At 64.2% G+C, this 20,718-nt stretch carries 22 protein-coding genes and 1 pseudogene; 12 read left to right on the top strand and 11 right to left on the bottom strand.

The genetic code is table 11. The features are described from left to right. Positions 1-119: pseudogene (locus HY852_RS25805) on the top strand (AraC family transcriptional regulator); the annotation flags it as partial. A gap of 19 nt (positions 120-138) precedes the next feature. Here HY852_RS25805 and HY852_RS25800 read toward each other — a convergent pair. Continuing rightward, complete coding sequence (locus HY852_RS25800; RefSeq protein ID WP_291607753.1) at positions 139-1,065, bottom strand: LysR family transcriptional regulator; 927 nt, start codon at positions 1,063-1,065, stop codon at positions 139-141. A 133-nt stretch (positions 1,066-1,198) separates the two neighbouring features. Between HY852_RS25800 and HY852_RS25795 the strand changes: the two genes are divergently transcribed. The 4 genes from HY852_RS25795 to HY852_RS25780 all read left to right on the top strand — a co-directional run bounded on the left by HY852_RS25795 (position 1,199) and on the right by HY852_RS25780 (position 4,527). Next, a complete protein-coding gene (locus tag HY852_RS25795) occupies positions 1,199-1,552 on the top strand; it encodes a protocatechuate 4,5-dioxygenase subunit alpha (protein WP_291607749.1) in 354 nt (117 codons plus the stop codon). A 3-nt stretch (positions 1,553-1,555) separates the two neighbouring features. Continuing rightward, positions 1,556-2,395, top strand: a complete 840-nt coding sequence (locus tag HY852_RS25790) for a class III extradiol dioxygenase family protein (RefSeq protein ID WP_291607748.1) — start codon at positions 1,556-1,558, stop codon at positions 2,393-2,395. A 325-nt stretch (positions 2,396-2,720) separates the two neighbouring features. Then, positions 2,721-3,242, top strand: a complete 522-nt coding sequence (locus HY852_RS25785; RefSeq protein ID WP_291607752.1) for a PAS domain-containing protein — start codon at positions 2,721-2,723, stop codon at positions 3,240-3,242. Continuing rightward, positions 3,217-4,527 carry a methyl-accepting chemotaxis protein gene (locus HY852_RS25780; protein ID WP_291607747.1) on the top strand — a complete coding sequence of 437 codons (1,311 nt, stop codon included), beginning with the start codon at positions 3,217-3,219 and terminating at the stop codon, positions 4,525-4,527. The genes HY852_RS25785 and HY852_RS25780 overlap by 26 nt, the downstream gene beginning before the upstream one ends. Before the next feature lie 36 nt (positions 4,528-4,563). On the opposite strand, the gene HY852_RS25775 is transcribed toward HY852_RS25780, so the two are convergent. After that, positions 4,564-5,022 (bottom strand): YeeE/YedE family protein, encoded by a 459-nt coding sequence (locus HY852_RS25775; protein WP_291607746.1) that lies wholly within the window; start codon positions 5,020-5,022, stop codon positions 4,564-4,566. Between the two features lie 9 nt (positions 5,023-5,031). Next, positions 5,032-5,457, bottom strand: a complete 426-nt coding sequence (locus HY852_RS25770; RefSeq protein WP_291607745.1) for a YeeE/YedE thiosulfate transporter family protein — start codon at positions 5,455-5,457, stop codon at positions 5,032-5,034. 291 nt (positions 5,458-5,748) lie between these two features. Between HY852_RS25770 and HY852_RS25765 the strand changes: the two genes are divergently transcribed. From HY852_RS25765 to HY852_RS25755, 3 genes are all read left to right on the top strand, one after another. Next, a complete protein-coding gene (locus HY852_RS25765; protein WP_291607744.1) occupies positions 5,749-6,147 on the top strand; it encodes a hypothetical protein in 399 nt (132 codons plus the stop codon). A 161-nt stretch (positions 6,148-6,308) separates the two neighbouring features. Continuing rightward, a complete protein-coding gene (locus HY852_RS25760; RefSeq protein WP_291607743.1) occupies positions 6,309-7,874 on the top strand; it encodes an AMP-binding protein in 1,566 nt (521 codons plus the stop codon). 121 nt (positions 7,875-7,995) lie between these two features. Next, positions 7,996-8,784, top strand: coding sequence for an SDR family NAD(P)-dependent oxidoreductase (locus HY852_RS25755; protein ID WP_291607742.1), 789 nt, complete (start codon positions 7,996-7,998; stop codon positions 8,782-8,784). A gap of 15 nt (positions 8,785-8,799) precedes the next feature. On the opposite strand, the gene HY852_RS25750 is transcribed toward HY852_RS25755, so the two are convergent. From HY852_RS25750 to HY852_RS25735, 4 genes are read right to left on the bottom strand one after another with little or no spacing between them, the layout of a single operon-like run. Next, positions 8,800-9,696 (bottom strand): alpha/beta hydrolase, encoded by an 897-nt coding sequence (locus HY852_RS25750; protein WP_291607741.1) that lies wholly within the window; start codon positions 9,694-9,696, stop codon positions 8,800-8,802. A 16-nt stretch (positions 9,697-9,712) separates the two neighbouring features. Continuing rightward, positions 9,713-10,441: an ABC transporter ATP-binding protein gene (locus tag HY852_RS25745; protein ID WP_291607740.1), complete on the bottom strand. Its 729-nt coding sequence runs from the start codon at positions 10,439-10,441 to the stop codon at positions 9,713-9,715. Further along, on the bottom strand, positions 10,438-11,571 hold the full coding sequence (locus tag HY852_RS25740; protein WP_291607739.1) for an ABC transporter permease: 1,134 nt from the start codon (positions 11,569-11,571) through the stop codon (positions 10,438-10,440). Before HY852_RS25740 ends, HY852_RS25745 begins: the two co-directional genes overlap by 4 nt. A gap of 12 nt (positions 11,572-11,583) precedes the next feature. After that, positions 11,584-12,762 carry an acyltransferase gene (locus HY852_RS25735; RefSeq protein ID WP_291607738.1) on the bottom strand — a complete coding sequence of 393 codons (1,179 nt, stop codon included), beginning with the start codon at positions 12,760-12,762 and terminating at the stop codon, positions 11,584-11,586. Between the two features lie 235 nt (positions 12,763-12,997). Here HY852_RS25735 and HY852_RS25730 point away from each other — a divergent pair, with 235 nt between their 5' ends. Both HY852_RS25730 and HY852_RS25725 read left to right on the top strand, forming a co-directional pair. Next, entirely contained in the window at positions 12,998-13,648 is a 651-nt protein-coding gene (locus tag HY852_RS25730) for an alpha/beta family hydrolase (RefSeq protein ID WP_291607737.1), read from the top strand. An 86-nt stretch (positions 13,649-13,734) separates the two neighbouring features. Continuing rightward, complete coding sequence (locus HY852_RS25725; protein ID WP_291607736.1) at positions 13,735-14,538, top strand: enoyl-CoA hydratase-related protein; 804 nt, start codon at positions 13,735-13,737, stop codon at positions 14,536-14,538. A gap of 103 nt (positions 14,539-14,641) precedes the next feature. Here the strand turns inward: HY852_RS25725 and gtdA are convergent, their stop codons facing one another. Continuing rightward, positions 14,642-15,682, bottom strand: a complete 1,041-nt coding sequence (gene gtdA / locus HY852_RS25720) for a gentisate 1,2-dioxygenase (protein WP_291607735.1) — start codon at positions 15,680-15,682, stop codon at positions 14,642-14,644. Between the two features lie 109 nt (positions 15,683-15,791). Between gtdA and maiA the strand changes: the two genes are divergently transcribed. After that, positions 15,792-16,424: a maleylacetoacetate isomerase gene (gene maiA / locus HY852_RS25715; protein ID WP_291607734.1), complete on the top strand. Its 633-nt coding sequence runs from the start codon at positions 15,792-15,794 to the stop codon at positions 16,422-16,424. Beyond that, entirely contained in the window at positions 16,414-16,938 is a 525-nt protein-coding gene (locus tag HY852_RS25710) for a MarR family winged helix-turn-helix transcriptional regulator (RefSeq protein WP_291607732.1), read from the top strand. The genes maiA and HY852_RS25710 overlap by 11 nt, the downstream gene beginning before the upstream one ends. 121 nt (positions 16,939-17,059) lie before the next feature. On the opposite strand, the gene HY852_RS25705 is transcribed toward HY852_RS25710, so the two are convergent. The 3 genes from HY852_RS25705 to HY852_RS25695 form a co-directional block, all read right to left on the bottom strand. Next, positions 17,060-18,673: a benzoate-CoA ligase family protein gene (locus tag HY852_RS25705; RefSeq protein WP_291607731.1), complete on the bottom strand. Its 1,614-nt coding sequence runs from the start codon at positions 18,671-18,673 to the stop codon at positions 17,060-17,062. Further along, positions 18,670-19,809, bottom strand: a complete 1,140-nt coding sequence (locus HY852_RS25700; RefSeq protein ID WP_291607751.1) for an FAD-dependent monooxygenase — start codon at positions 19,807-19,809, stop codon at positions 18,670-18,672. Before HY852_RS25700 ends, HY852_RS25705 begins: the two co-directional genes overlap by 4 nt. Before the next feature lie 149 nt (positions 19,810-19,958). After that, the gene (locus HY852_RS25695; RefSeq protein ID WP_291607730.1) at positions 19,959-20,663 is read right to left on the bottom strand and encodes a cysteine rich repeat-containing protein; all 705 of its coding nucleotides are present in this window, start codon (positions 20,661-20,663) and stop codon (positions 19,959-19,961) included. Positions 20,664-20,718 lie beyond the last annotated feature (55 nt).

The raw sequence follows: 20,718 nt of genomic DNA, 5'->3' as shown, positions 1-20,718 counted from the left end.
TCGGTTTCGAGGATCCGGCCTATTTCTGCCGCTTCTTCAAGCGCCATACCGGCTCCAGCCCGCGCGACTACCGACGCGCCGCCTCCGCAGGGGATGGCTCGGAAGGCATTCCGTTCTGAGCGGCGATCAGGCTTTTGGCTAGACGGGCATGTGCGCCGCCGCGCTGGCAAGCGCGGGAGCGACCAGGATTTCGAGCTGCTGGCGCAGCCACTGGTGCATCGGATCGCCTTGATGACGAAGATGCCAGACCATGTACATCGGCATTGGCGGGCACTCGACCGGTACCGGCACGATGGCGAACCCACGCAGCATGTGGGCACGCAACAGGCTCGGCAGGGTTGCGATCATCGTACTGCCGTGCAGGAACGGGCCGATGCCTGCGAAGCTCGGTACCTGGACGACGAAGCGGCGATTGATGCCGCGCTCGGCGAGCACGTCGTCGAGGTCGAGCCGGCGCCTCGGCTCATACAGCACCGTCACGTGGTCGGCGGCGAGGTAGTCTTCCACCGTGAGCGGGGCGGCCCGCCGCGCCGAATCGTAGAATACGCAATAGGTGTCCTCGAACAGGCGCTTCTGCAGGATGTCGGTACCGGCGGGTGGACGCGGCGTGATGATCAACTGACAATGTTCGTCACGCAGCATTTCCGCCGTGGGTATGCCCGAACTGATCACGCGCAAGGCGAAGCCGGGCGCCTGGCCCCGCACCTGGCGCAGCAGCAGCGGCAGCAGCAGGTCGCGCTGCAGGTCGTTGGCCGCAATGGTGAAGCGCGTCGACAGCCGCGCGGGATCAAACGCCGCCGCGCTGCTGAACCTGTGCATCTCGTCGAGCAGGTGGCGGGCGCGGCCGGCCAGGAGCTGCGCATGGGCCGTCGGCACGATGCCGCGCCCCGATTTGACGAACAGCGGATCGCCGACGATCGCGCGCAGCTTGTCGAGCAAATGGCTGACGGCCGATTGCGTGACGCCCAGCCGCTGCGCGGCGCGCGTGATCGAGCCTTCCTCGATCACCGCCAGCAGCAGTTGAAGCAGGTGGCCGTCGAGGTCCAAATGATCGAAATCGCTCATGGAAATGATCGGATTCCGTGCCTTTATTTCCGGTAGTCGCTGCCCATAGTGCCCGTCCGACCGGCGCCGGAACTTGATCCAGAGCAAGGCGGCCGGCAGCCTGAAACAAGGCACTTTGCAGGGGGAGAGCAACATGCCCACGCCAAGCCGGCGCCAGCCCGTGCCCGGCACCACCATTTTCGACAGCGAGCAGGCCCGCAAGGGCTACGCCCTGAACAAGATGTGCTACTCGTTCAATGACGCCGCGAACCGCCGCGCATTCCTCGAGAACGAAGACGCCTACTGCACCAAGTACGGTCTCAATGCCCAGCAGCGCGAGGCCATTCGCAACCGCAACGTACTGCAGCTGATCGAAGCCGGCGGCAACGCCTACTACCTTGCCAAGTTCGCGGGGATCTTCGGGCTCGACATGCAGGATATCGGCGCACAGCAGACCGGCATGACCAAGGAACAGTTCAAGGCCAAGCTTATGGCGGCGAGGGATTAAATCATGGCGAAAATCGTCGGTACCATCACCACCTCGCACGTGCCCGCCATCGGCGGCGCCATCGCCAAAGGCCTGCAGACCGATCCGTATTGGAAGCCGTTCTTCGACGGCTTCCCGCCGGTGCGCGACTGGCTCGCGAAAGTCAAACCCGACGTGGTCGTGCTCGTCTATAACGACCACGGGCTCAACTTCTTCCTGGACAAGATGCCGACCTTTGCGGTCGGCGCCGCGCCCGAATATCGCAACGCCGACGAGGGCTGGGGCATTCCGACGGTGGCTCCTTTCAAGGGCGATCCGGAATTTTCCTGGCATCTGATCGAGTCGCTGGTGGCTGAGGATTTCGATCTTGTGACCTGCCAGGAGATGGTGGTCGATCATGCCTTCACCCTGCCGATGGCGCTGTGCTGGCCGGACCAGAACTGGCCCGTGCGCACCGTTCCGGTATGCGTGAACACGGTCCAGGCGCCGCTGCCGTCGGCCGCGCGCTGCTATCGACTGGGCCAGGCGATCGGTCGCGCCATCGAATCGTGGCCGCGGGACGAGCGCGTCGTGGTGATGGGGACGGGCGGCTTGTCGCATCAGCTCGACGGTCAGCGCGCCGGCTTCATCAACAAGAAGTTCGACCTGGACTTCATGGAAAGCATGGTCGCTGATCCGGCCTGGGCGACCAAGTACTCGACGGTGGAACTCGTCGAACTGTCGGGCACGCAAGGCGTCGAACTGCTCAACTGGCTGGTTGCGCGCGGCACGCTGCCAGCGAAGGTTCGCAAGCAGCACGCCAACTATCACATCCCGATTTCCAACACGGCGTCGGGGCTGATGGTGCTGGAACCTGCTGCCTAAGTTACTACTGCTGCTTCTCGCGCGGATGATGCCTCATCGTCCGCGCTGAGGTTGCGCCTGCCAAGCGGCCCAATCTCCATTTGTGCGTAACGCCGCTGACCAGCTGCGCTCGACAACAGCGCAGTTGGGACGCGTTCGCGTTTGCGCAGAATCGTTTTCATCTGCACTAGCGCAAATCTTTGATCCAAAAGAAACAAATCGCCTGATGCAGAGCACGTTTCTGCCGATCTGCTCATCATCGCTTAAGCTTTCTGACTCTAAATAGCCTCGAACTGATTCCGACGCGCGCGCCAATGCGCCGTCGCCCTCCTCCGAGGACAACCACATCATGAAAACGGTAACTCCAACGGGCGTTGAGCGGACGCTTGGTGAAGAGGAACTGATCGTCTCGAAGACCGACGTGAAGGGCCGCATCACCTACGCCAACGACGTCTTCATGCGCATGGCCAAGTATTCGGCAGACGAGCTGATCGGCGCGCCCCACAGCATCGTCCGTCACCCCGACATGCCGCGCTGCGTCTTCAAGCTGCTGTGGGACACTATCGAGGCCAAGCAAGAGATCTTCGCCTACGTGCTCAATCTCGCCGGCGACGGCTGTCACTATTGGGTATACGCCCACGTCACGCCGACATTTGACAATCAAGGCAACATCATCGGCTATCACTCCAATCGCCGCAAACCGGATCGCGGGCCAATCGAGAAGGTCAAGCCGATCTACGATCTGTTGTTGAAGGAAGAAGCCAAGCACGCCAACGCCAAGGAAGGCATGAACGCGAGCTTCAACATGATGGTCGATTTTCTCAAGCAGCAAGGCGTCGGCTATGACCAATTTGTGCTCTCTCTCTAAGTCAAAGCTGGCCGCATCGGTCGCCGCCATTCTCAGTGTTGCGGCGTTTGCCGGCGCCATGCTGCTGGACCCGTTGCCGCGTCTGCCCGTGGCGGGGCTGCTTGTGGTCATGATGGGCCTGCTCGGATATACGGTGTGGAATCTGCGCACCGCCACCTCTGTGCTTGAAGAAGCCTCAGAGGTTTGCCGTCACGCGCGTGAGGGTGATCTCGAACTCCGCGTCCTCAGCAAACGTCAGCCCGGTACGCTCGGCTCAATGCAGAAGTCGATCAACGACATGTTGGACATCGTCGATGCTTTCGTCCGGGAGGCGGCGGCCTCGATGGATGCCGTCAGCCAGGGCAAATGCTACCGCAAGATCATGGTGCGCGGCCTGCCTGGATCCTTCCGCCGTGCCGCGAGCACCATCAACCATGGAACCGACAGCCTCGGCAAACGCGTCGTCGAAATTGCGCAGCTGTCGAAAACCTTCGGCGAACACCTCGACGCGATTGCGGCCGGCCTCGCTACGGCGGCTTCGGACCTCGAGCTCGATGCGGAGCAGATGGCGGCCGCAGCCGAAGAAACCAGCCGGCAGTCTTCCGGTGTGAGGTCGGCCTCCGATCATGCCTCGAGCAATGTCGAGATCGTGGCTTCTGCCGCGGAGCAGTTATCGACGTCCATCGGCGAGATCACGCGCCAGGTCAGCCGCTCGAAGGAAAGCACCGGGCGCGCGGTCAGCGAAGCGAGCCGTGCTGACGCTCAGATCCGCACGCTTGCCGATGCGGCGATGCGCATCGGCGACGTGGTCAGGCTGATCAACGAAATCGCCGAACAGACCAATCTTCTCGCCCTGAATGCGACCATCGAGGCCGCGCGAGCCGGCGAGGCGGGCCGCGGATTTGCGGTGGTGGCCGCGGAGGTCAAGAATCTTGCCTCGCAGACTGCGAAGGCCACCGAGGAAATCACCTCCAAGGTGAGCGAGATGCAGCACTCTACGACTATCTCGGTCGGCGCGGTCGAGACCATCTCCCGTACGATCACCGAACTCAACGAGATCACGACGTTGATTTCGGCCGCCATCGATCACCAGGGTGCGGCTACGACCGAAATCGCGCGCAATGTGCAGCAGGCGTCCGCCGGCACCTCGGAAGTTGCGGCCAATGTCACCGGGATCAGCGAGGCGGCTGCCGATACCGGGCGCGTGGCAACGAGAGTTAACAGCGCCTCCGAACGCGTCCACGGCGAGGTCCAGAAGTTGCGGCACGAGGTGTCGGATTTCCTGCAGCGGTTGATCGCGGCATAAGGCGGCAGGACGTTTTCAAGGCGAGCTCGGCTGGTTTTATGCCAGTTCCGGGCTTGTCTTGACGGGCGGCTGCTCTTGCTTGGCTGGCCCGCTCCGCCACAGGTTCGCGAAGATCATTCCGATCAGCATTGCGCCAACGAACAGCAGCACTTTCGGCTCCAGCGTCGGAAGGGCTGTGAACGCCGGGCCGGGGCAGATGCCCGCAAGACCCCATCCGATGCCAAAAAGGGCTGAGCCGCCGACAAGGGGAAGATCGATCCGTCGCTTTGTCGGCAGATCGAACCTCTCGCATGCGAGGGGGGCGGCGCGACGAAGAACCAGCCCGTAGCCGACGATCGTCACGGCAAGACCGCCGGCCATCACGAACATCAACGTCGCATCCCAGCTGCCGGCAACATCGAGAAAGGCGAGAACGCGCGCCGGGTTGACCATGTCGGAAATCATGAGCCCCGCGCCGAAGATAACCCCAGCCAGAAGCGACCAGATCACGGGCATCGCAAATCCCTACAGTACGTGGCGGATGACGAAAACGGTTGCCACAGCCGCAGCGATGAAGGTGGCCGTCGCGACGATGGAGCGGGTCGAAAAGCGGGCCAGACCGCAAATGCCATGGCCGCTCGTGCATCCCGATCCGAAGGTCGCCCCGACGCCGACGACAAAACCAGCGACAACCGTCACAGGCAGGCTCGCCTGGAATTGAAGATGGCTCCAATCCTTAAGGCCCGCCGCGCCCACCAGCATTGCGCCCAAGGGGAGTCCCAGCAGAAATGCGACACGCCACAGCCTGCCGGAGCCGTCATAGTCGGTCATTGCGTTCACCGCGATGCCGCACACGCCGGCAATGCGGCCGATCGTGAGCATCAGGATCGTCGCTGCGAGGCCGATCAGGGCGCCGCCGATCAGGCCCGAAACAGGCGCAAAACCCGCCATGCTGTCCTTGCTTTCTCTGCAGTTCGCCAGCCGCTCACGCGGAACCTGACACGCTAATGATTATCTTTTGCAACTTCTCCCGGTTCGTGCAACTGCAAATAATGCAATGAAAGATAGTATTATATCAATCTACTACTTTAAATTGTGCAACCCGCATTGTGCCGAAAGGACCGGACTAACCGCGCCTCTTCGATGACAGACCGATTGCTGTCGGCCGGGCCAAATGGAACCCGACAAATCCTCGTGCCGCCACATTCGCCCAGCACTGATTGCGCAAGGGGATGTCTACTCATGAAGAAAACGCTGTTCGCCGCGGCCGTGATCGCCGCCCTCTTGCCGACAAGCGCGCTCGCCCAGGAGCGGGCCGGCGACGCCGCCCTGGGCGCGGTGTCGGGCGCGATCGTGTTGGGGCCGGTCGGAGCCGTCGCCGGAGCATTGATCGGCTATACGGCAGGACCGTCGATCGCGAGATCCTGGGGCCTGCGCCAGTCGAGGCCGGCCAAGACGCGGCCGTATTCGGCCGCGAACGGCAGGCCGCCGGCAAGCCCCGCTGCACCCACCGCGGCGCCCACCGCGGCAAATGGCGGCGGCCGCGTAGCCAATTCGCAGGTAAGCGTTGCTCCTCCCGCGCCAGCAATTCCACTCGCGCCAGCCAGGAGCACAGCCCCGCCCGTCCAGGGCTTCGACTGACGCCTGGGCGGCCGAAGGCCACGACCACGCTGGTTTCACCACAGCGCCATGACACCTGCCGATCGTCAGGTCTTGCGAACTAATTCGCGTGTCCGCATCGGGCCTTTGACAGCAGAAGACGCGCTGCTAGTTTCGCCGCGACCAAACATCGGGGGAAACATATGAGCCATCTCCACAGCGGGGGCACGGCCGGCTCGCTTATTGTGAGCGCCATCATCCGTCATGCCAGCCGGCCCGCACTCGCCGACGGCAACGTCAGCTGGACCTATCGCGATCTCGGCGATGCGATCGGCCGCTTCATCACCGTCTATCGCGGCCTCGGCCTCACCAAGGGCAATGCCCTTTCCGTTCTTTCATCCAACCGTGCCGAGAGCTGGGCGGCGATGTGCGCCGCCCTGATCATGGGGATGCGCTACACGCCGCTGCATCCCCTCGCGGCCGAGGACGATCATGCCTTTATCGTCGAGGATGCGGAGATCGACGCGCTGATCGTCGAGGGTTCGAAATTCGCCGAGCGCGGGCTCGCGATCAAGCGCCGCGTGGCAAGTCTGAAGCACTTGTTGTCGTTCGGAGAGGTCGCGGGTGCGAAGGACGTGCTCGCCGCGGCGAAGGCTTGCTCGCCGGCGCCGCTGGTCGACGAGAGCGAGGCGGAAGCGATTGCCTGGCTTGCCTATACCGGGGGTACCACCGGCCGCTCCAAAGGCGTGATGATCCCGCACCGCGCGATCACCACCATGGCGACGGTCATCTGCGCCGACTGGGACTGGCCGTCGGAGATCCGCTATCTGGCGGCCACCCCGATCAGCCATGCTGCCGGCGTGACCATCTATCCGGTGATGCTGCGCGGCGGCTATACGCGCCTGACGCAAGGCTTCGATGCCGAAATTTTTTGCCGTATCGTTGCCGAGGAGAAGATCACCTCGACGTTCCTGGTGCCGACCCTGATCTACGGCCTGATCGACAACGCCACGGTCCGCGCGCGCTACGATCTGTCGTCGCTCGACCTGATCGTCTACGGCGCCGCGCCGATGTCGCCCGACCGCCTCAAGGAGGCGATGGGCATCTTCGGCAAGATCTTCCTGCAATTGTACGGGCAGACCGAAGCGCCGCAATGCGTCAGTTGCCTGCGCAAGATCGAGCACGACCTGGCAAGGCCCGAGCGGCTTGGCTCGTGCGGGCGACCCAATCCGCTGGTCGACGTGCGCCTGTTCGATTCGGAGATGCGCGAGGTCGGCGTCGGTGAACCCGGCGAAATCTGCGTGCGCGGCACGCTGGTGATGCAAGGCTACTGGAAGCGGCCGGACGCGACCGAAGAAGCGTTGCGCGGCGGCTGGTTGCACACCGGCGACGTCGCGGTGAGGGACGAGGAGGGTTATCTCTATATCGTCGACCGCACCAAGGACATGATCATCTCCGGCGGCTTCAACATCTATCCGCGCGAAGTCGAGGACGCCCTGATGTCGCATGCGGCGGTGGCCTCCGCCGGGGTGATCGGAGTGCCCGACGCGAAGTGGGGCGAGGCGGTCAAGGCCTTCGTCGTGCTCAAGGCCGGCGCCAAGGCGGATCCCGCCGAGTTGCAGGTGCATGTGAAGGAAAAGCGCGGCGCGCCGTGGTCGCCGAAGTCGATCGAATTCGTCGCCGAGATTCCGGTAACGGGTCTCGGCAAGATCGATCGCAAGGTGCTGCGCGCGCCCTACTGGGAGGGCCGCAGCCGCGGCGTGGCGTAGAGCGTGACGCTGGGTTGAAGTGTTGCCGCATTGAAGGTTCACCTCTCCCCGTCGGGGAGAGGTGACCAAATTTGTCGCCACACCGGATCAAAGTCATCGCGCTCGGCAATAGGAGCTTACCATGGGTCTGATCGACACTCCATTCGATCCCACGCGCGAGGCCGCGCTGGTTACCGGCGCGGGGAACGGCATTGGACGCGCGATTGCGCAGGCCCTGGTCGGCGAAGGGGTGCGAACGGTTTTTGCCGATGTGCGCCCGGATACGCTCGCGGCGGCGGTGGCGGCTTCACCGCGTCCCGAGCTTGCGGTGCCCTGGGTCGGCGATCTCGCCGATCGTGCCGCCTGCGATGACTTGCTGGCACATGCGAAGGCGGCACTCGGCCGGGTGACGCATTTCGTGCACAGCGCTTCGCCGCCCAGGCGCGAAGCCGATCATGTCCTTTCGGTCAGCGACGACACCTGGGCGCAAATGCGCGCGGTCAATGTCGATGCCGGCTTTCACCTCGCGCGCGAGCTGGCGCGTCAGCTCATCGCCGCGCATGAGCCCGGCTCGTTCCTGTTTCTCACCTCGCTGCACGCCGGTACGCCGCGCAACCTGCCGCATTACAGCACGGCAAAGGCGGCGCTCGCGATGCTGGTGAAGGAGTTCGCCAAGACCTTCGGACGGTTCGGAATAAGGGTCAATGCGCTGGTGCCCGGCGCGGTCGCCGCGGGCGGCTTCGTCGCCGATCCTTCGCTGGCGCGCCATATTCCGCTCGGCCGTCTCGGCCGCAGCGAAGATCTCGCGCCGATGGCGCTTGCAGTGCTGTCGAACCGGATCTCGGCCTACGTCACCGGCGCCGCGATCGTCGTTGACGGCGGTCTGTCGTTGACGAACTGGTTCGATCCGCCGGCGCTTGATGATCTCTGACGGAACCCGGGCAGCTCAAGCTGCCTCGGCAACGAACTCCGCGATGGCTGCAATGGCCTGCCGTGCCTCGGGCAGGACCGGCGCGAACAGATGCCAGACGTGAGGCATGCGCGGCCACACCTCGACCTTGCTTTGCGAATTGTGACGGCGCAGCTTCTGCGCCATCCGCACCGCGTCGTCCAATAGGATTTCGTCACCGCCGACGTGGATCAGGACCGGCGGAAGTCCGCTCGTATCGCCGTAAAGCGGGGAAGCATAGGGCGTGCGCGGATCGGCCCCGGCCAGGTAATATTGAGCCAGTTCGGGCAGATCATCGGCATTCAGCATCGGATCGGTGGAAGCGTTCGATCGCAGCGAGGCCCCGGTCAACGCCAGATCGGTCCACGGCGACAACGCCATGGCGGCCTTGGGAAGCGGCTTGTTGTCGTCGCGCAGTTTCAACAACAGGCCGAGGGTCAAGCCGCCTCCCGCCGAGTCTCCCATCATGAGCAGCTGCCGGTCCTCCGGCGTCGTTCCGATCAGCCAGTCATAGACGGCTTCCGCATCGTCAAGCGCGGCCGGATACGGGTGCTCCGGTGCCAGCCGGTAGCCGAGGAGCCAGATATGGGCCTTGAACGCATCCGCCAGGCGCCAGGTGAAGTGCCGGTAGTGCCGCGGCGATCCCGAAACATACGCGCCACCGTGGAGGTAGAGGACATGACGATCATTCCGCGACTCCGGCGTCGTAACGCGATGAACAACGAGGTCGCCGACATTCAACGTGACCGTCTGGCAGCGTCGGGGCGGCGCCGGCACCAGCTTTTCCATGCGCCGCATGGCGCTTCGCAACTTGCCGAGGTCGAACTGCTGATGGGCGCGCCGCCTGAGGAAGATCCTGATCCCGAAGCGCAGCAGCTCCGCCTGCAGGCTCATGTCACCGTCCTTTCGCTCACATCTTGAGCGCGGTCACCTTCGGCAAGTGCTTGTATTCGGATTCGTTCGCGTCGACGAGCCGGCCATCCTCGATGTGAATGATGCGGTCCGCGAACGGAACGACGCGCGGATCGTGCGTCACGACCATGATCGCGCGCGACCGCTCCTGCGCGATCGATTTCAGGATCTTCATGATCGCCTGGCCGTTTTCGCCGTCGAGCGCGGCCGTGGGCTCGTCCGCCAGCACGGCGGACGGGTTTGCGACGATCGCGCGCGCGATCGCCACGCGCTGCTGCTCGCCGCCACTCAGCTGCTGCGGCAGCGAATGGACCTTGTTCTGCAGCCCGACCATGGCGAGCGCCTCGCGTGACTTCTTGACGGCGGCGCGCCCACGCTCGCCGCGGATGTCGAGCGCAAGCTGTACGTTCTGGGCTGCCGTCAAGGTCGGAAACAGGTGATAGGACTGGAACACGAATCCGATGTGCTCGCGCCGCAGCTTTGCCAGGCCCTCCTTGTCGACGTCCTTGGTGGGTTGACCGCAGATGGTCACGCTTCCGGAGGTCGGCGTCAGCATGCATCCGAGAACGAGCAGGAGGGTGGTCTTGCCGCTGCCGGATGGACCCATCAGCAGCGCCAGCTCGCCGCGCTGCAAGGACAGGTCGATGCCGCGCAACGCCTCCACTTGCCCGGCGCCGGCGCCGAGGGTCTTGTGAACGGATGCGGCCTCGATGATGGCATCGTTCATCGCATGAACACCGTTGCCGGATCGGTACGCACGACCCGGAATATCGCCCCGATCGCCGAGATCACGCACATGATCAGGGTCAGTGCGGACAGTCCGGCCATCAGGGAAGGGGTGATGACAATCGGCAGCGCGCTGCGCGCGGTCGCCTCGACCACGACAAGGCCGATGGCCGCAGCGACGCAGAACCCGATCACCGCATTGAGCACTCCCTGATAGATGATGACGTTGTAGATGTATGAATTGGACGAGCCCATCGCGCGCAGGGTCGCGAATTCGCCGAGGTGATCCTTGGTGCTGGAGTAAAGGGTTTGTGCCACGATGATGGTCCCTACGATCACGCCCAGCAGCGCGCCGGCAAAAAGGGCGGCCCCGGCGCCCGTGCCGAACAGCCAGAACGAGCGGCTGCGGCTCTGGAATTCACCGTTGGTGAGGACTTCCGCATCGCCGACCTCGGCGCGGATGGACTGCGCGACCTTCTCGGGGTCGGTGCCTTGCTTGAGCCGCACTAAAAGGTTGCTGGCGCGGTCCGGCGGCGCGCCGGTGTACATTCTTGCGTTCTTCAGATCGACGAAGACGTAAGGCGTAGTGGTGAATGAGCGGATGCGGTCGGTGACAGCGGCGACCTTGACCCGCTTGCCGCGGATCTCTGCGGTCGAACCGACGCCGTTGACGCCGAGCCGGTCGAAATAGGAGCGGTCCACCGCGAGCGCGCCGCGCTCCGACAGGGCTTCGACCGTGCCGTCGACGATGTTCCACGGCTGCAGTCCGGGCTCGCGCAGATCGACCCCCACCATGAAGACCGGCGTCATCTCGCCGGACTCCTGACGCCAATCCGAAAAGCCGATCACGAGAGGAACGACACCGGCGACGCCATCGACATTCCGCACGCGATTGGCGAGCCTCGCATCGAGCAGGGAGGGATCCTCGAAGCATTTGGCGCCTTTCGGCACGACCCAGAGGTCCGCCGTGGCGTGGTCGATCATGGTCGTGACCATCTGCCCGAAGCCGAGGAACAGCCCCATCTGGATCATGACGAGCACGACCGAGAACACGATTCCGACGAGCGTCGCGATGAAGCGCAGGCGATCATGGAACAGGTTGCGCGATGCGAGCGTCAGGGCCAGGCGCATGGTCGTCGGTCCCTATCGCAAGTGATTTGGCACCGCGCGCCGCGCGGTGAGCTCGAAGCCATGACGAAGCAGCCTCAACGATGCCGCAGCCGCGGCCCAGCTCGCAGCGAGCCCGCAGGCAAGGACGGTCGCGGCTTTCGCCAGCACGGGAAGCTCGCTGCCGAGCAGGGCGTATTGCAGCCACACCACGGGAACGTAGTGCACGAGATAGATGCTGTAGGCATTCTCCGAAAGCGCATCCAGCGCAGGATGACGCATGGTGAACAGCCGCAGGCAGACCGCGAGAAAGCCGAAAAGCCCGGTGGCGCAGGCGATCGGGAAAGCGAGCGCGGCGGCGAAGCGAGCCGCATAGGGACTGTCGTTCCAGTTCGGCATGGTCAGCGAGGTGAAGCCGCCCCACAGCATGAACGTTGCAATCGCCGCGGCAAGCCACAGCAGCCATTTTCGCGCCAGGGGACCCTCCGGATGCAGCAGGCCTTTTTCGGCAGGGGTGCAGCCGAGTGCAAAGCCCGCAAGGAAATACAGGGAGTAATGCAGCGGCCGGCTGAGCTGGAATGAGAACGGGCCGAGAAAGGTCCAGTCCCACGGGCCGAAAATCATAGCCAGCGGCGCGTAGGCGAGCAGGGATAGCGCCGTCAGCACGAGACAGAACGCGAGCGGGCGGTCGTGCAAGGCGTGCGTGATGTTTCCCAACCGGCTTCTTGAGCCGGGAAAGAAGAAGACAAGCGCGGCGGCCACCGCGCCAAGCAGCAGGATCTGCCACAAGAACCAGGCAGGTCCCGACGGCCACATCGGCAGTGCTTGCCAATGCTGCCAGAATGCTTCGAGCGACGGATCAGCTGCGGTGGTCCGGAACGAGGCGAAATAGGCCAAGGGACTCAAGATGCCGACCGCCAGCAGAAACGGCAGTCCGATGCGTCGCGCCCGTTCCAGGAGGTAAGGCAGCGTCCCCTTGCGGGCCAGGCTCGCGGGCGTGAATAGCCCTGCAAGGAAGAACATCAGCGACATCAGGCTGACGTCCTGCCAGGCGCAGAACAGGTCGAAGCCGAACCAGCGGTCACGATCCAAAATCGGAAACGCGATCCAGCGGTACGGCGCCGCATCAAAGGGATAGGGCTGGGCAGGTTGCGAGGCGAGGTAAGGCAGCACCGAGTGAAACGCCACGACAATGACGATAACGACGGCGCGCAAATTACTTAGCGGCAAACTGCCTGAATGAACGTGGACGCGAGAAGTCACATGGCGCCACCATCGATTGATACGGAACCCTGCCGAACAACGGGGCAGGGCCCATCTGGTTCCTCAGCGAAGCAGTCCCGGATGGCGGCGCTGAGGCAGCTTGATGAACGCGCTTGATGATTTTGCCCGCGATGTATTTCTATACCGTAGGGATCGGTAAGAGAGCACTGGCGAGAGGCAACATCAGTTGGATGTCTTGATTGCGAACCCGTCCGGCAACTCCGCGGCGCGCGCCTGTTTCGTGTTCGCCCATGGGGCTGGCGCGGGAATGACTCATCCGTTCATGAAAGAGGTTGCCGTCGGACTTGCCGAACGCGACATCGTGACGCTGCGCTATCAGTTTCCTTATATGGAGAAAGGCAGCAAGCGGCCGGATCCGCCCGCGATCGCGCATGCCGCCGTTCGGGCCGCCGTCGCCGAGGCCCGCCGGCAATTTCCCGGGCTGCCGCTGATTGCCGGCGGGAAATCGTTTGGCGCCCGCATGACCTCGCAGGCCCAGGCGAAAACGCCGCTCGAGGGTGTGCGCGGCCTGGCGTTCTTCGGCTTCCCCCTGCATTCGGCCGGCAAACCTTCCAGTGAGCGCGCCGCGCATCTCGCCGACGTCCGCATCCCGATGCTGTTCCTGCAGGGCACACGCGACAAGCTGGCGGAGCTGGAATTGCTGACGCCGGTCGTGAAGCGGCTCGGTTCGTTGGCGCGGGTGCACCTGGTCCAGAATGCCGATCATTCCTTCCATGTGCCGGCAAAGTCCGGCCGCAAGGACAGCGAGGTGATGGCGGAAATGCTGGATGTGTTTGCGGACTGGCTCGGCGAGCTTGGCCAAATCTCGGGGCAGTGACGCGCGCCGCAGAAAGTAATACACAGCGGACGCCGCAGCCGGCATTTTGCCGGATCGTTGCAAGGACCTGAACAAGAGGATCGTCCATGACTGCTCATCCCGTCCTGTGGAATCTCGATGAACGCGGGGTTGCGATGGTCACGTTCAACAGGCCCGAAGTGAACAATGCTTATGATGGAGGGCTGATTGGCGGCGTGCTGTCGGCGATGGACGATCTGGGCAAGCAGCCCCATTTGCGAGTTGTCGTCCTCAAGGGCAACGGCAGGCATTTCCAGGCAGGCGCCGACCTGAAATGGATCAACGGCGTGCGGCCGCAATCGGCTGAGGCGAACGAGGCGGCGTCACGCGCGACCTTCGAGGCGGTGCAGCGGCTCAACACCTTGCCCATCCCGACCGTGGCGCTGGTGCAGGGCGGCTGCTTCGGCGGCGGTACCGGCGTCATTTCGGCGTGCGACGTGGTGATCGCGGCCGACAACGCCGTGTTCTCGATCACCGAGGTTCGATGGGGGCTGACCGCCGCCATCATCATCCCGCAACTGTGCGATGCGATGGGCGTGCGCCAGGTTCGCCGTTATGCGCTGACGGCCGAGCGTTTCGGGGCCGAGGAGGCGCGCCGCATCGGCCTCGTGCACGAGGTGGTGCCGCTGGCCGAACTGGAGGCCGCAGGCGCCAAGGTGGTCGAACAGCTGCTGGCCAACGGTCTCGAGGCGCTGGCTGAAACCAAGGCGCTGGCGCTGGAAAGTTCGTTTGGCGGCATGAGCGTCGACGATGCGTCCTATGCCCGTCTCGTCCGCATGCATGCAGCGCGGCGGCGGACCGCGGAGGCCGCCGAGGGATTGGCCTCCTTCGCCGAAAAGCGCGCGGGCAATTGGGCCGTTCGCAAGACGTGATTCATTACGAGGATCAGTCTGCCGCCGCGTGCTTCGCTTCCGCCTTCGCTCGTTGAGCTTCGGCGGACAAGTCGCTTGCAATGACGAAATAGCGTGGCAATAGCTAGGCGTTGCCGCGATCTTCGCGGAACAGGTCGAGCTTCTGCTGCACCGGGCGATCGGAGAAGCTGAACAGCACCGAATCGGCGTCAGCCTCGTGCGTCACCCAGTGCCAGCTCGGCACCACGAACAGGTCGCGCGGGCCCCATTCGAAGGTGCTATCGCCGATGCGGCTGCGGCCCTTGCCTTCGATCGCGGCGAACACCGTCGCGTCCGTCGAGCGGTAGCGCGCGGTGGAAAATCCCTTGGGCAGGAGCTGGATGAAGGTGCCGATGGTCGGCATGGCGAAATCGCCGGTCTCGGGGTTGGTGAACTTCAGCTTCAGCCCGTGACAGGCATCCCATTCGTTGCTCGACTTGGCTTTCTCCAGCGCCTCGCGCGTATGGCTGTAGGGGTAATTGAAGATCGGCGAGGTTTTCGAACGCGGCTTGGAATCCACCGGCAGAAGGTTATGGCCGTAGCGGGCAAAGCTGTCGCCTTCGGGCCGTGTGACCGGCTGCTGGTCTTCCTCCAGGCGTTCGACAAACGAAGCATCGAAGAACTGCACCACCGGAATGTCGAGCCCGTCGAGCCAGAACATCGGCTCGTCGGTCTCGTTGGAGTGATCGTGCCAGGTCATCGACGGCGTGATGATGAAGTCGCCCGGCTCCATCGCGGTGCGCTCCCCGTTCACCGCGGTATGCGCACCCTTGCCTTCGAGCACGAAGCGCAGCGCCGACTGGCTGTGCCGGTGCGCCGGTGCGACGTCGCCCGGCACCACCATCTGCACCCCGGCATAAAGGGACGTGGTGATCTTCGACTGGCCGCGCAGTCCCGGGTTTTCCAGGATCAGCACCCGCCGCTCGGCTTCCCGGGCGGTGATCAGCTTGCCCACCTCCATCATGTAGTCGCGGATGAGATCGAACTTCCACAAATGCGGCCGGCAGCCGCTCCTCGGCTCCGGCGTGATGAGGTCGCTCATCACCGTCCACAGCGCGGTCAGGTTGTCGCCGTCGATCTTCCGGTAGAATGCCTCGCGTTCGGGCGTCGTCGGCACGGCTTCCATGGGCGGCTCCCGTCGGTGTTCGTATTCTGTCGATTGACAGCATACTGACGGTCTGGGTACCGTCAATCGCATCGGTGGGATGGAACCATCAACTTGCTGGGAGATTCTGATGAGGTTGCACGGTTACTTCCGCAGCAGCGCGGCTTATCGGGTACGGATTGCGCTCAACCTGAAGGGGCTTGCCGCCGAGCACCTGCCGCATCACCTGCGCAAGGGCGAGCAACGCGCGCCCGCTTATCTCGCCATCAACCCGCAGGGATTGGTACCGACGCTGGAGAACGATGCCGGCGCCATCTTGACCCAGTCGCTGGCGATTATCGAATGGCTGGAGGAAACCCACCCGCAACCGGCGCTGCTGCCGGAGGATCCGTTGCGACGCGCCAGGGTTCGCGCCTTCGCGATGGCGATCGCCTGCGATACCCACCCGGTGCAGAACACCAAGGTGCTGCAGCGGCTGCGCCAGCTCGGGCTTGCCGAGGACCAGGTCACGGAATGGGCGGCGTGGGCGAACCGCGAGGGGCTCGCTGCCTGCGAGGTGTTGATCAAGGACGAGGCCGGCCCGTTCTGTTTCGGCGATGTGCCCGGTATGGCCGACCTGTGCCTGGTCCCGCAGCTCGGCAATGCGAGGCGTTTCGGCGTCGACGTGTCCGCCTATCCGCGCCTGCTGAAGGCAGAAGCAGTCGCGAGAGCGCTGCCGGCCTTCGCGGATGCCGCACCGGAACGGCAGGCAGATGCCGAGTAAGCCGTCCGCGAGTAAGCCGTCCGCCCTCACCATGGACGCGGTCTACACCAAGCCGGGCTATCTGTTCCGGCGGATGCAGCAGATCGCTGTCTCGATCTTCGTGGAAGAATGCAAGGCCTTCGACCTGACGCCGGTGCAATACGCCGCGCTGGTCGCGATCGAAAACCATCCCGGCATCGATGCGACCCGGCTGTCGGCCGTCATTGCCTTCGACCGCTCGACGCTTGGCAGCGTGATCGAACGGCTCGAGACCAAGGGCTACATCGAGCGCACGCCGGCGCCGGAAGACAAGCGGGTCAAGCTGCTTTACCTCACCAGAGCGGGCGCGGCGCTGCTGCGCGCCATCATGCCGTCGGTCGACCGGGCGCAGGCGCGGATGCTGGAGCCGCTCAAGCCGGCCGACCGCAAAACCCTGCTGGCGCTGTTGTCCCAACTCGTTGACCTCAACAACGAGGCCTCGCGCGTGCCGTTGCGCGCGGAAGACGCGCTCGAACATCTCGGCAAATCGACCTGATAGCAGACGCGCTGAAGAACTGGCCGGACTGAGTTTGTGGGCAGGGCGGGCCTCATACACCGCAGTCGTCCCGGCCTTCGCCGGGACGACAGTTGAATGGTTGGCGACCTAAATATGCCCCTCACATCCGCAGCAACGCCTGGCGGTCGATCTTGCCGGTGCCGGTTTTCGGCAACTCGTTTATGAAGATGACCTGGCGCGGATATTTGTAGGGCAGGAGCCGTGCCTTGACGAAATCCTGCAGCTTCTTCCTCGCCTCGCTCTCGTCAAAGCTCTTGCCGTTCATCACGACGACCGCCTTCAGCGTCATGCGGCGGTCGGGCAGCTCCGCGGCGAACACCGCGCATTCGCGGATGTCGGGATGCTCGGCCAGGCACAGTTCGACCTCGAGCGGATAGACCCATTGCCCGGAGATCTTGACGAGATCATCGGCCCGGCCCCGGAAGTAGTGAAAGCCCTCGGTATCGCGCACGAAGCGGTCGCCGGTATAGATCCAGCCGCCGTCGCGGATGGTCTCGGCGGATTTGTCCGGCCGGTTCCAGTACAGCGGGGTGTTGGAATCGCCTCGCACCCACAAGATGCCTTCCTCGTTGTCGGCGACCTCGTTGCCGTCCTTGTCCCTCAGCGCGATTTCGTAGCCGGGCACGCGTAGGCCGGCGGCGCCGAGCTTCTTCTTCTCGGGCCGGTTGCACAGATAGATATGCAGCACTTCGGTCGAGCCGAGACCCTCGACGATCTCGAGCCCGGTAAGCCTTTTCCAGCCGTTGAAGACCTCGGCCGACAACACTTCCGCCGCGGAGACCGCCATGCGCAGCGAGGAGAAATCGACCTGCTCCGCGCCGTCGGCCTTGGTCAGCGAGGTGTAGAGCGTCGGCAGTCCGAAAAAGACGCTCGGGCGATATCGTTCGATCGCCTCGAAAATGGCCGCAGGCCTGGGCTGGCCAGGCAGCAGCAGCGTGGCGGCGCCGGCAGAGAACGGGAAGGTGATGGAATTGCCGAAGCCATAGGCAAAGAAGATCTTCGGCACCGAGAAGCAGATATCGTCCGGCTCGAGCTTCAACACGTTCTGCGCAAAGGCGACCTCGCTGTAGGCCATGTCGTGCTGGAGGTGAACGATGCCCTTCGGCCGGCCGGTCGAGCCGGACGAATACATCCAGAACGCCATCTCGTTGCGGTGGGTATCGGCCTCGGCCAATTCGGCCGGGAAGCGCGGCAGCCAGTCCGCCGCGGCCATTGCCTCGGGCGCGGCATGCTCGCGCGCTTCGCCGCTCACGATGATCAGGGTACGGAGCGCCGTGTCCTTGCAGGCTTCCGCATCGAAGCGGGCGCCGAATTCGGCATCCGCCACCGCAACGCTGGCGCCGGAATCCGCGAGATAGAATTGCAGCAAATCCGGGGGCGTCAGGGTGTTGATGAGGAGCGGCACGAAGCCGGCGCGCACCGCACCGAAGAACGCAGCCGGATAGGCCGGCGTGTCGTCAAGGAAGAGCAGGATGCGGTCGCCGCGCTTCAGGCCCAGCGAGGCAAGGCCGTTGCCCCAGCGGCAAGCTTCGCTGCAGAGCTCGGCATAGCTGCGCGTTCCCGCAGGTCCCGTGAGCGCGATCTTGTCGCCGCGGCCCTTGGCGAGATTGTCGAACAGGACGCGGCTGGCGTTGTAGCGCTCCGGAATCGCAAACCCGATCTCGCGCGCTCCGGGGCTGTCAGCCGGCACCTGATCCGCAATCTCCCTGCTCATGACGAGGACCTTCCGGCTCTGGCGGCCTCATAGCGCGCCATGAAGGCGGGCGACATCGCCCGCAGCCGGGCATCGTCGATACGCCCGGACCGGGTGATGTAGCTGTAGGCGAAGTCCATCAGGTCGAGCTTCATGTGCTCGCCGAAATGCTCGTACCAGTCGGCGCTGGTCCGCGCGGCGGCGACCAGCTTCTTCACGATCGGCTTGCGCTCGGCCTGATAGCGGGCGAGCGCGGTCGCAACATGCGCTTCCGACTCCAGCGCCTTGACCAGCGCGATCGCGTCCTCGATCGCAAGGCGCGTGCCCGAGCCGATGGAGAAGTGCGCGGTGTGCAGGGCATCGCCGATCAGCACCATGTTCTTGAACGACCAGTGCTCGTTCCAGATCCATGGAAAGTTGCGCCACACCGACCTGTTGGAGATCAGCGACCGGCCCCCGAGCGTATCGACGAAGATGTCTTCGCAGATGGCCTTGGACTGCTCGATGTCCTTGTTGGCAAAGCCGTAGGCCTGCCAGGTGGCATGATCGCATTCGACCAGGAACGTGCTCATGGTCGGCGAGTAACGGTAGTGATGTGCGTTGAAGGCGCCGCGGTCGGTCTTGATGAACGTCTGCGACAGCGTATCGAAGCGCTTGGTGGTGCCGTACCAGGCGAACTTGTTCGTCGAATAGGACAGCGACATGCCGAAATCGCCTTCGAATGTGCGGCGTACCAGCGAATTCAGCCCGTCGGATGCGACGATCAAATCGTAGCCGGTGAGCTGGTCGAGAGATGTGATCTGGGTGTCGAACTGCGGCGTGACGCCGACCTCGCGGGCGCGCTGCTGCAGGAGCTTCAGCAGTTCCAGTCGTCCGATCGAGGAGAAGCCGACCCCGTCAATGGCCACGCTTTCGCCGCGCAAATTGAGCGTGATATTTTCCCAGCTTTCCATGTGCGGGGCGATGGCGTCGACCGTTTCGGGATCGTCGGCGCGCAGGAACTCGAGCGCTTCGTCGGAGAACACCACGCCGAAGCCCCAGGTGACATCGGCGGAGCTCTGCTCGAATACATCGATCTGCGCTTCCGGATGGCGCTTCTTCCAGAGATAGCCGAAGTACAGCCCGCCGGGCCCTCCGCCGATCACGGCAATACGCAACATTCCCCTCCCAATTGACAGTATACTGTTGATTGGGGCCGAGACTAATCCGGTCCGGGCGCTCGCGCCAGTGGAATTATTCGGGCGGTCGTGGCCGGCGCGGGTTCGTTGCCGCGCCGCGGCGACGCGCGGTCGCTGGCCCGAAGCCGCTATTGCGCTGCGAACCGGGCGAGAACGCCCCTGCAGTCCGGCGATAGCGAAGCGGCTTGCGTTGCCAGGCACTGCATGATGCGACCGCCGCCGGGTGCCACACCATTGCAGAGCGTGCGGACGTCAACGCTGCATGCCGAGCGCAACACGAACAGCTCTTCGCGCGGCAACATCGGCCGCAGCACCAGGGGTTTGGGCGGTGCCGCAGCCGGAGCTGTGGGAGGACTCGCCGCGGCAACCGGTGCTGCGGGCTTGCTCACCGCCTTCGGCGCTGCGGCAGGTTTTGTCGTCGTGGCCGGAGCAGCCGCCGCCCTTGGCGTCGCGGGCGCATCGGTCTTGGCGGTGGACGCGGCATCATCGGCCTTCGGTGCAGCGGGAGCTGTGTCCGCCTTGGCTGCCGGCGGCGCCTGTTCGGCCTTCGGTGCAGGCGGGGCAGCTTCCGCCTTTGGCGGGGCGGGCGGTTCCACGGCGCGTACCGCGGTCCGACAGGCGGGTGAGAGGCTCGCCGTGTTCTTCTGCAGGCATTGCAAGGCTTCGGCTCCGCCCGGCGTCACGCTCGAGCAGTGCGCCTGATAGTCGGACCGGCAGGATGAGCGGATCGCGCTGCGCTGCGCATCCGTCACCTGCGAGAAGGCGGGACTGGCTGCTGCCAATACGACAGTGACTACCCACGTCACTGCTGCAGCCTTCAATGCCCTGCTCATGTCATCCATCCCCTGATTATTGCCGTCAAGCGGCCGGTGCAGATCTTCGAAGGTT

This window comes from Bradyrhizobium sp., assembly GCF_016213215.1.
Taxonomy (GTDB): Bacteria; Pseudomonadota; Alphaproteobacteria; order Rhizobiales; family Xanthobacteraceae; genus Bradyrhizobium.
The sequence above is the reverse complement of the archived record's forward strand: the minus strand, read 5'-3'. Positions and strand labels throughout refer to the sequence as shown.

Bases quoted from the DNA above. Each gene is read 5' to 3' on its own strand.
- HY852_RS25800 (WP_291607753.1), bottom strand. From the start codon at position 1,065: ATGAGCGATTTCGATCATTTGGACCTCGACGGCCACCTGCTTCAACTG.
- HY852_RS25795 (WP_291607749.1), top strand. From the start codon at position 1,199: ATGCCCACGCCAAGCCGGCGCCAGCCCGTGCCCGGCACCACCATTTTC.
- HY852_RS25790 (WP_291607748.1), top strand. From the start codon at position 1,556: ATGGCGAAAATCGTCGGTACCATCACCACCTCGCACGTGCCCGCCATC.
- HY852_RS25780 (WP_291607747.1), top strand. From the start codon at position 3,217: ATGACCAATTTGTGCTCTCTCTCTAAGTCAAAGCTGGCCGCATCGGTC.
- HY852_RS25775 (WP_291607746.1), bottom strand. From the start codon at position 5,022: ATGCCCGTGATCTGGTCGCTTCTGGCTGGGGTTATCTTCGGCGCGGGG.
- HY852_RS25770 (WP_291607745.1), bottom strand. From the start codon at position 5,457: ATGGCGGGTTTTGCGCCTGTTTCGGGCCTGATCGGCGGCGCCCTGATC.
- HY852_RS25765 (WP_291607744.1), top strand. From the start codon at position 5,749: ATGAAGAAAACGCTGTTCGCCGCGGCCGTGATCGCCGCCCTCTTGCCG.
- HY852_RS25760 (WP_291607743.1), top strand. From the start codon at position 6,309: ATGAGCCATCTCCACAGCGGGGGCACGGCCGGCTCGCTTATTGTGAGC.
- HY852_RS25755 (WP_291607742.1), top strand. From the start codon at position 7,996: ATGGGTCTGATCGACACTCCATTCGATCCCACGCGCGAGGCCGCGCTG.
- HY852_RS25750 (WP_291607741.1), bottom strand. From the start codon at position 9,696: ATGAGCCTGCAGGCGGAGCTGCTGCGCTTCGGGATCAGGATCTTCCTC.
- HY852_RS25745 (WP_291607740.1), bottom strand. From the start codon at position 10,441: ATGAACGATGCCATCATCGAGGCCGCATCCGTTCACAAGACCCTCGGC.
- HY852_RS25740 (WP_291607739.1), bottom strand. From the start codon at position 11,571: ATGCGCCTGGCCCTGACGCTCGCATCGCGCAACCTGTTCCATGATCGC.
- HY852_RS25725 (WP_291607736.1), top strand. From the start codon at position 13,735: ATGACTGCTCATCCCGTCCTGTGGAATCTCGATGAACGCGGGGTTGCG.
- gtdA (WP_291607735.1), bottom strand. From the start codon at position 15,682: ATGGAAGCCGTGCCGACGACGCCCGAACGCGAGGCATTCTACCGGAAG.
- maiA (WP_291607734.1), top strand. From the start codon at position 15,792: ATGAGGTTGCACGGTTACTTCCGCAGCAGCGCGGCTTATCGGGTACGG.
- HY852_RS25710 (WP_291607732.1), top strand. From the start codon at position 16,414: ATGCCGAGTAAGCCGTCCGCGAGTAAGCCGTCCGCCCTCACCATGGAC.
- HY852_RS25705 (WP_291607731.1), bottom strand. From the start codon at position 18,673: ATGAGCAGGGAGATTGCGGATCAGGTGCCGGCTGACAGCCCCGGAGCG.
- HY852_RS25695 (WP_291607730.1), bottom strand. From the start codon at position 20,663: ATGAGCAGGGCATTGAAGGCTGCAGCAGTGACGTGGGTAGTCACTGTC.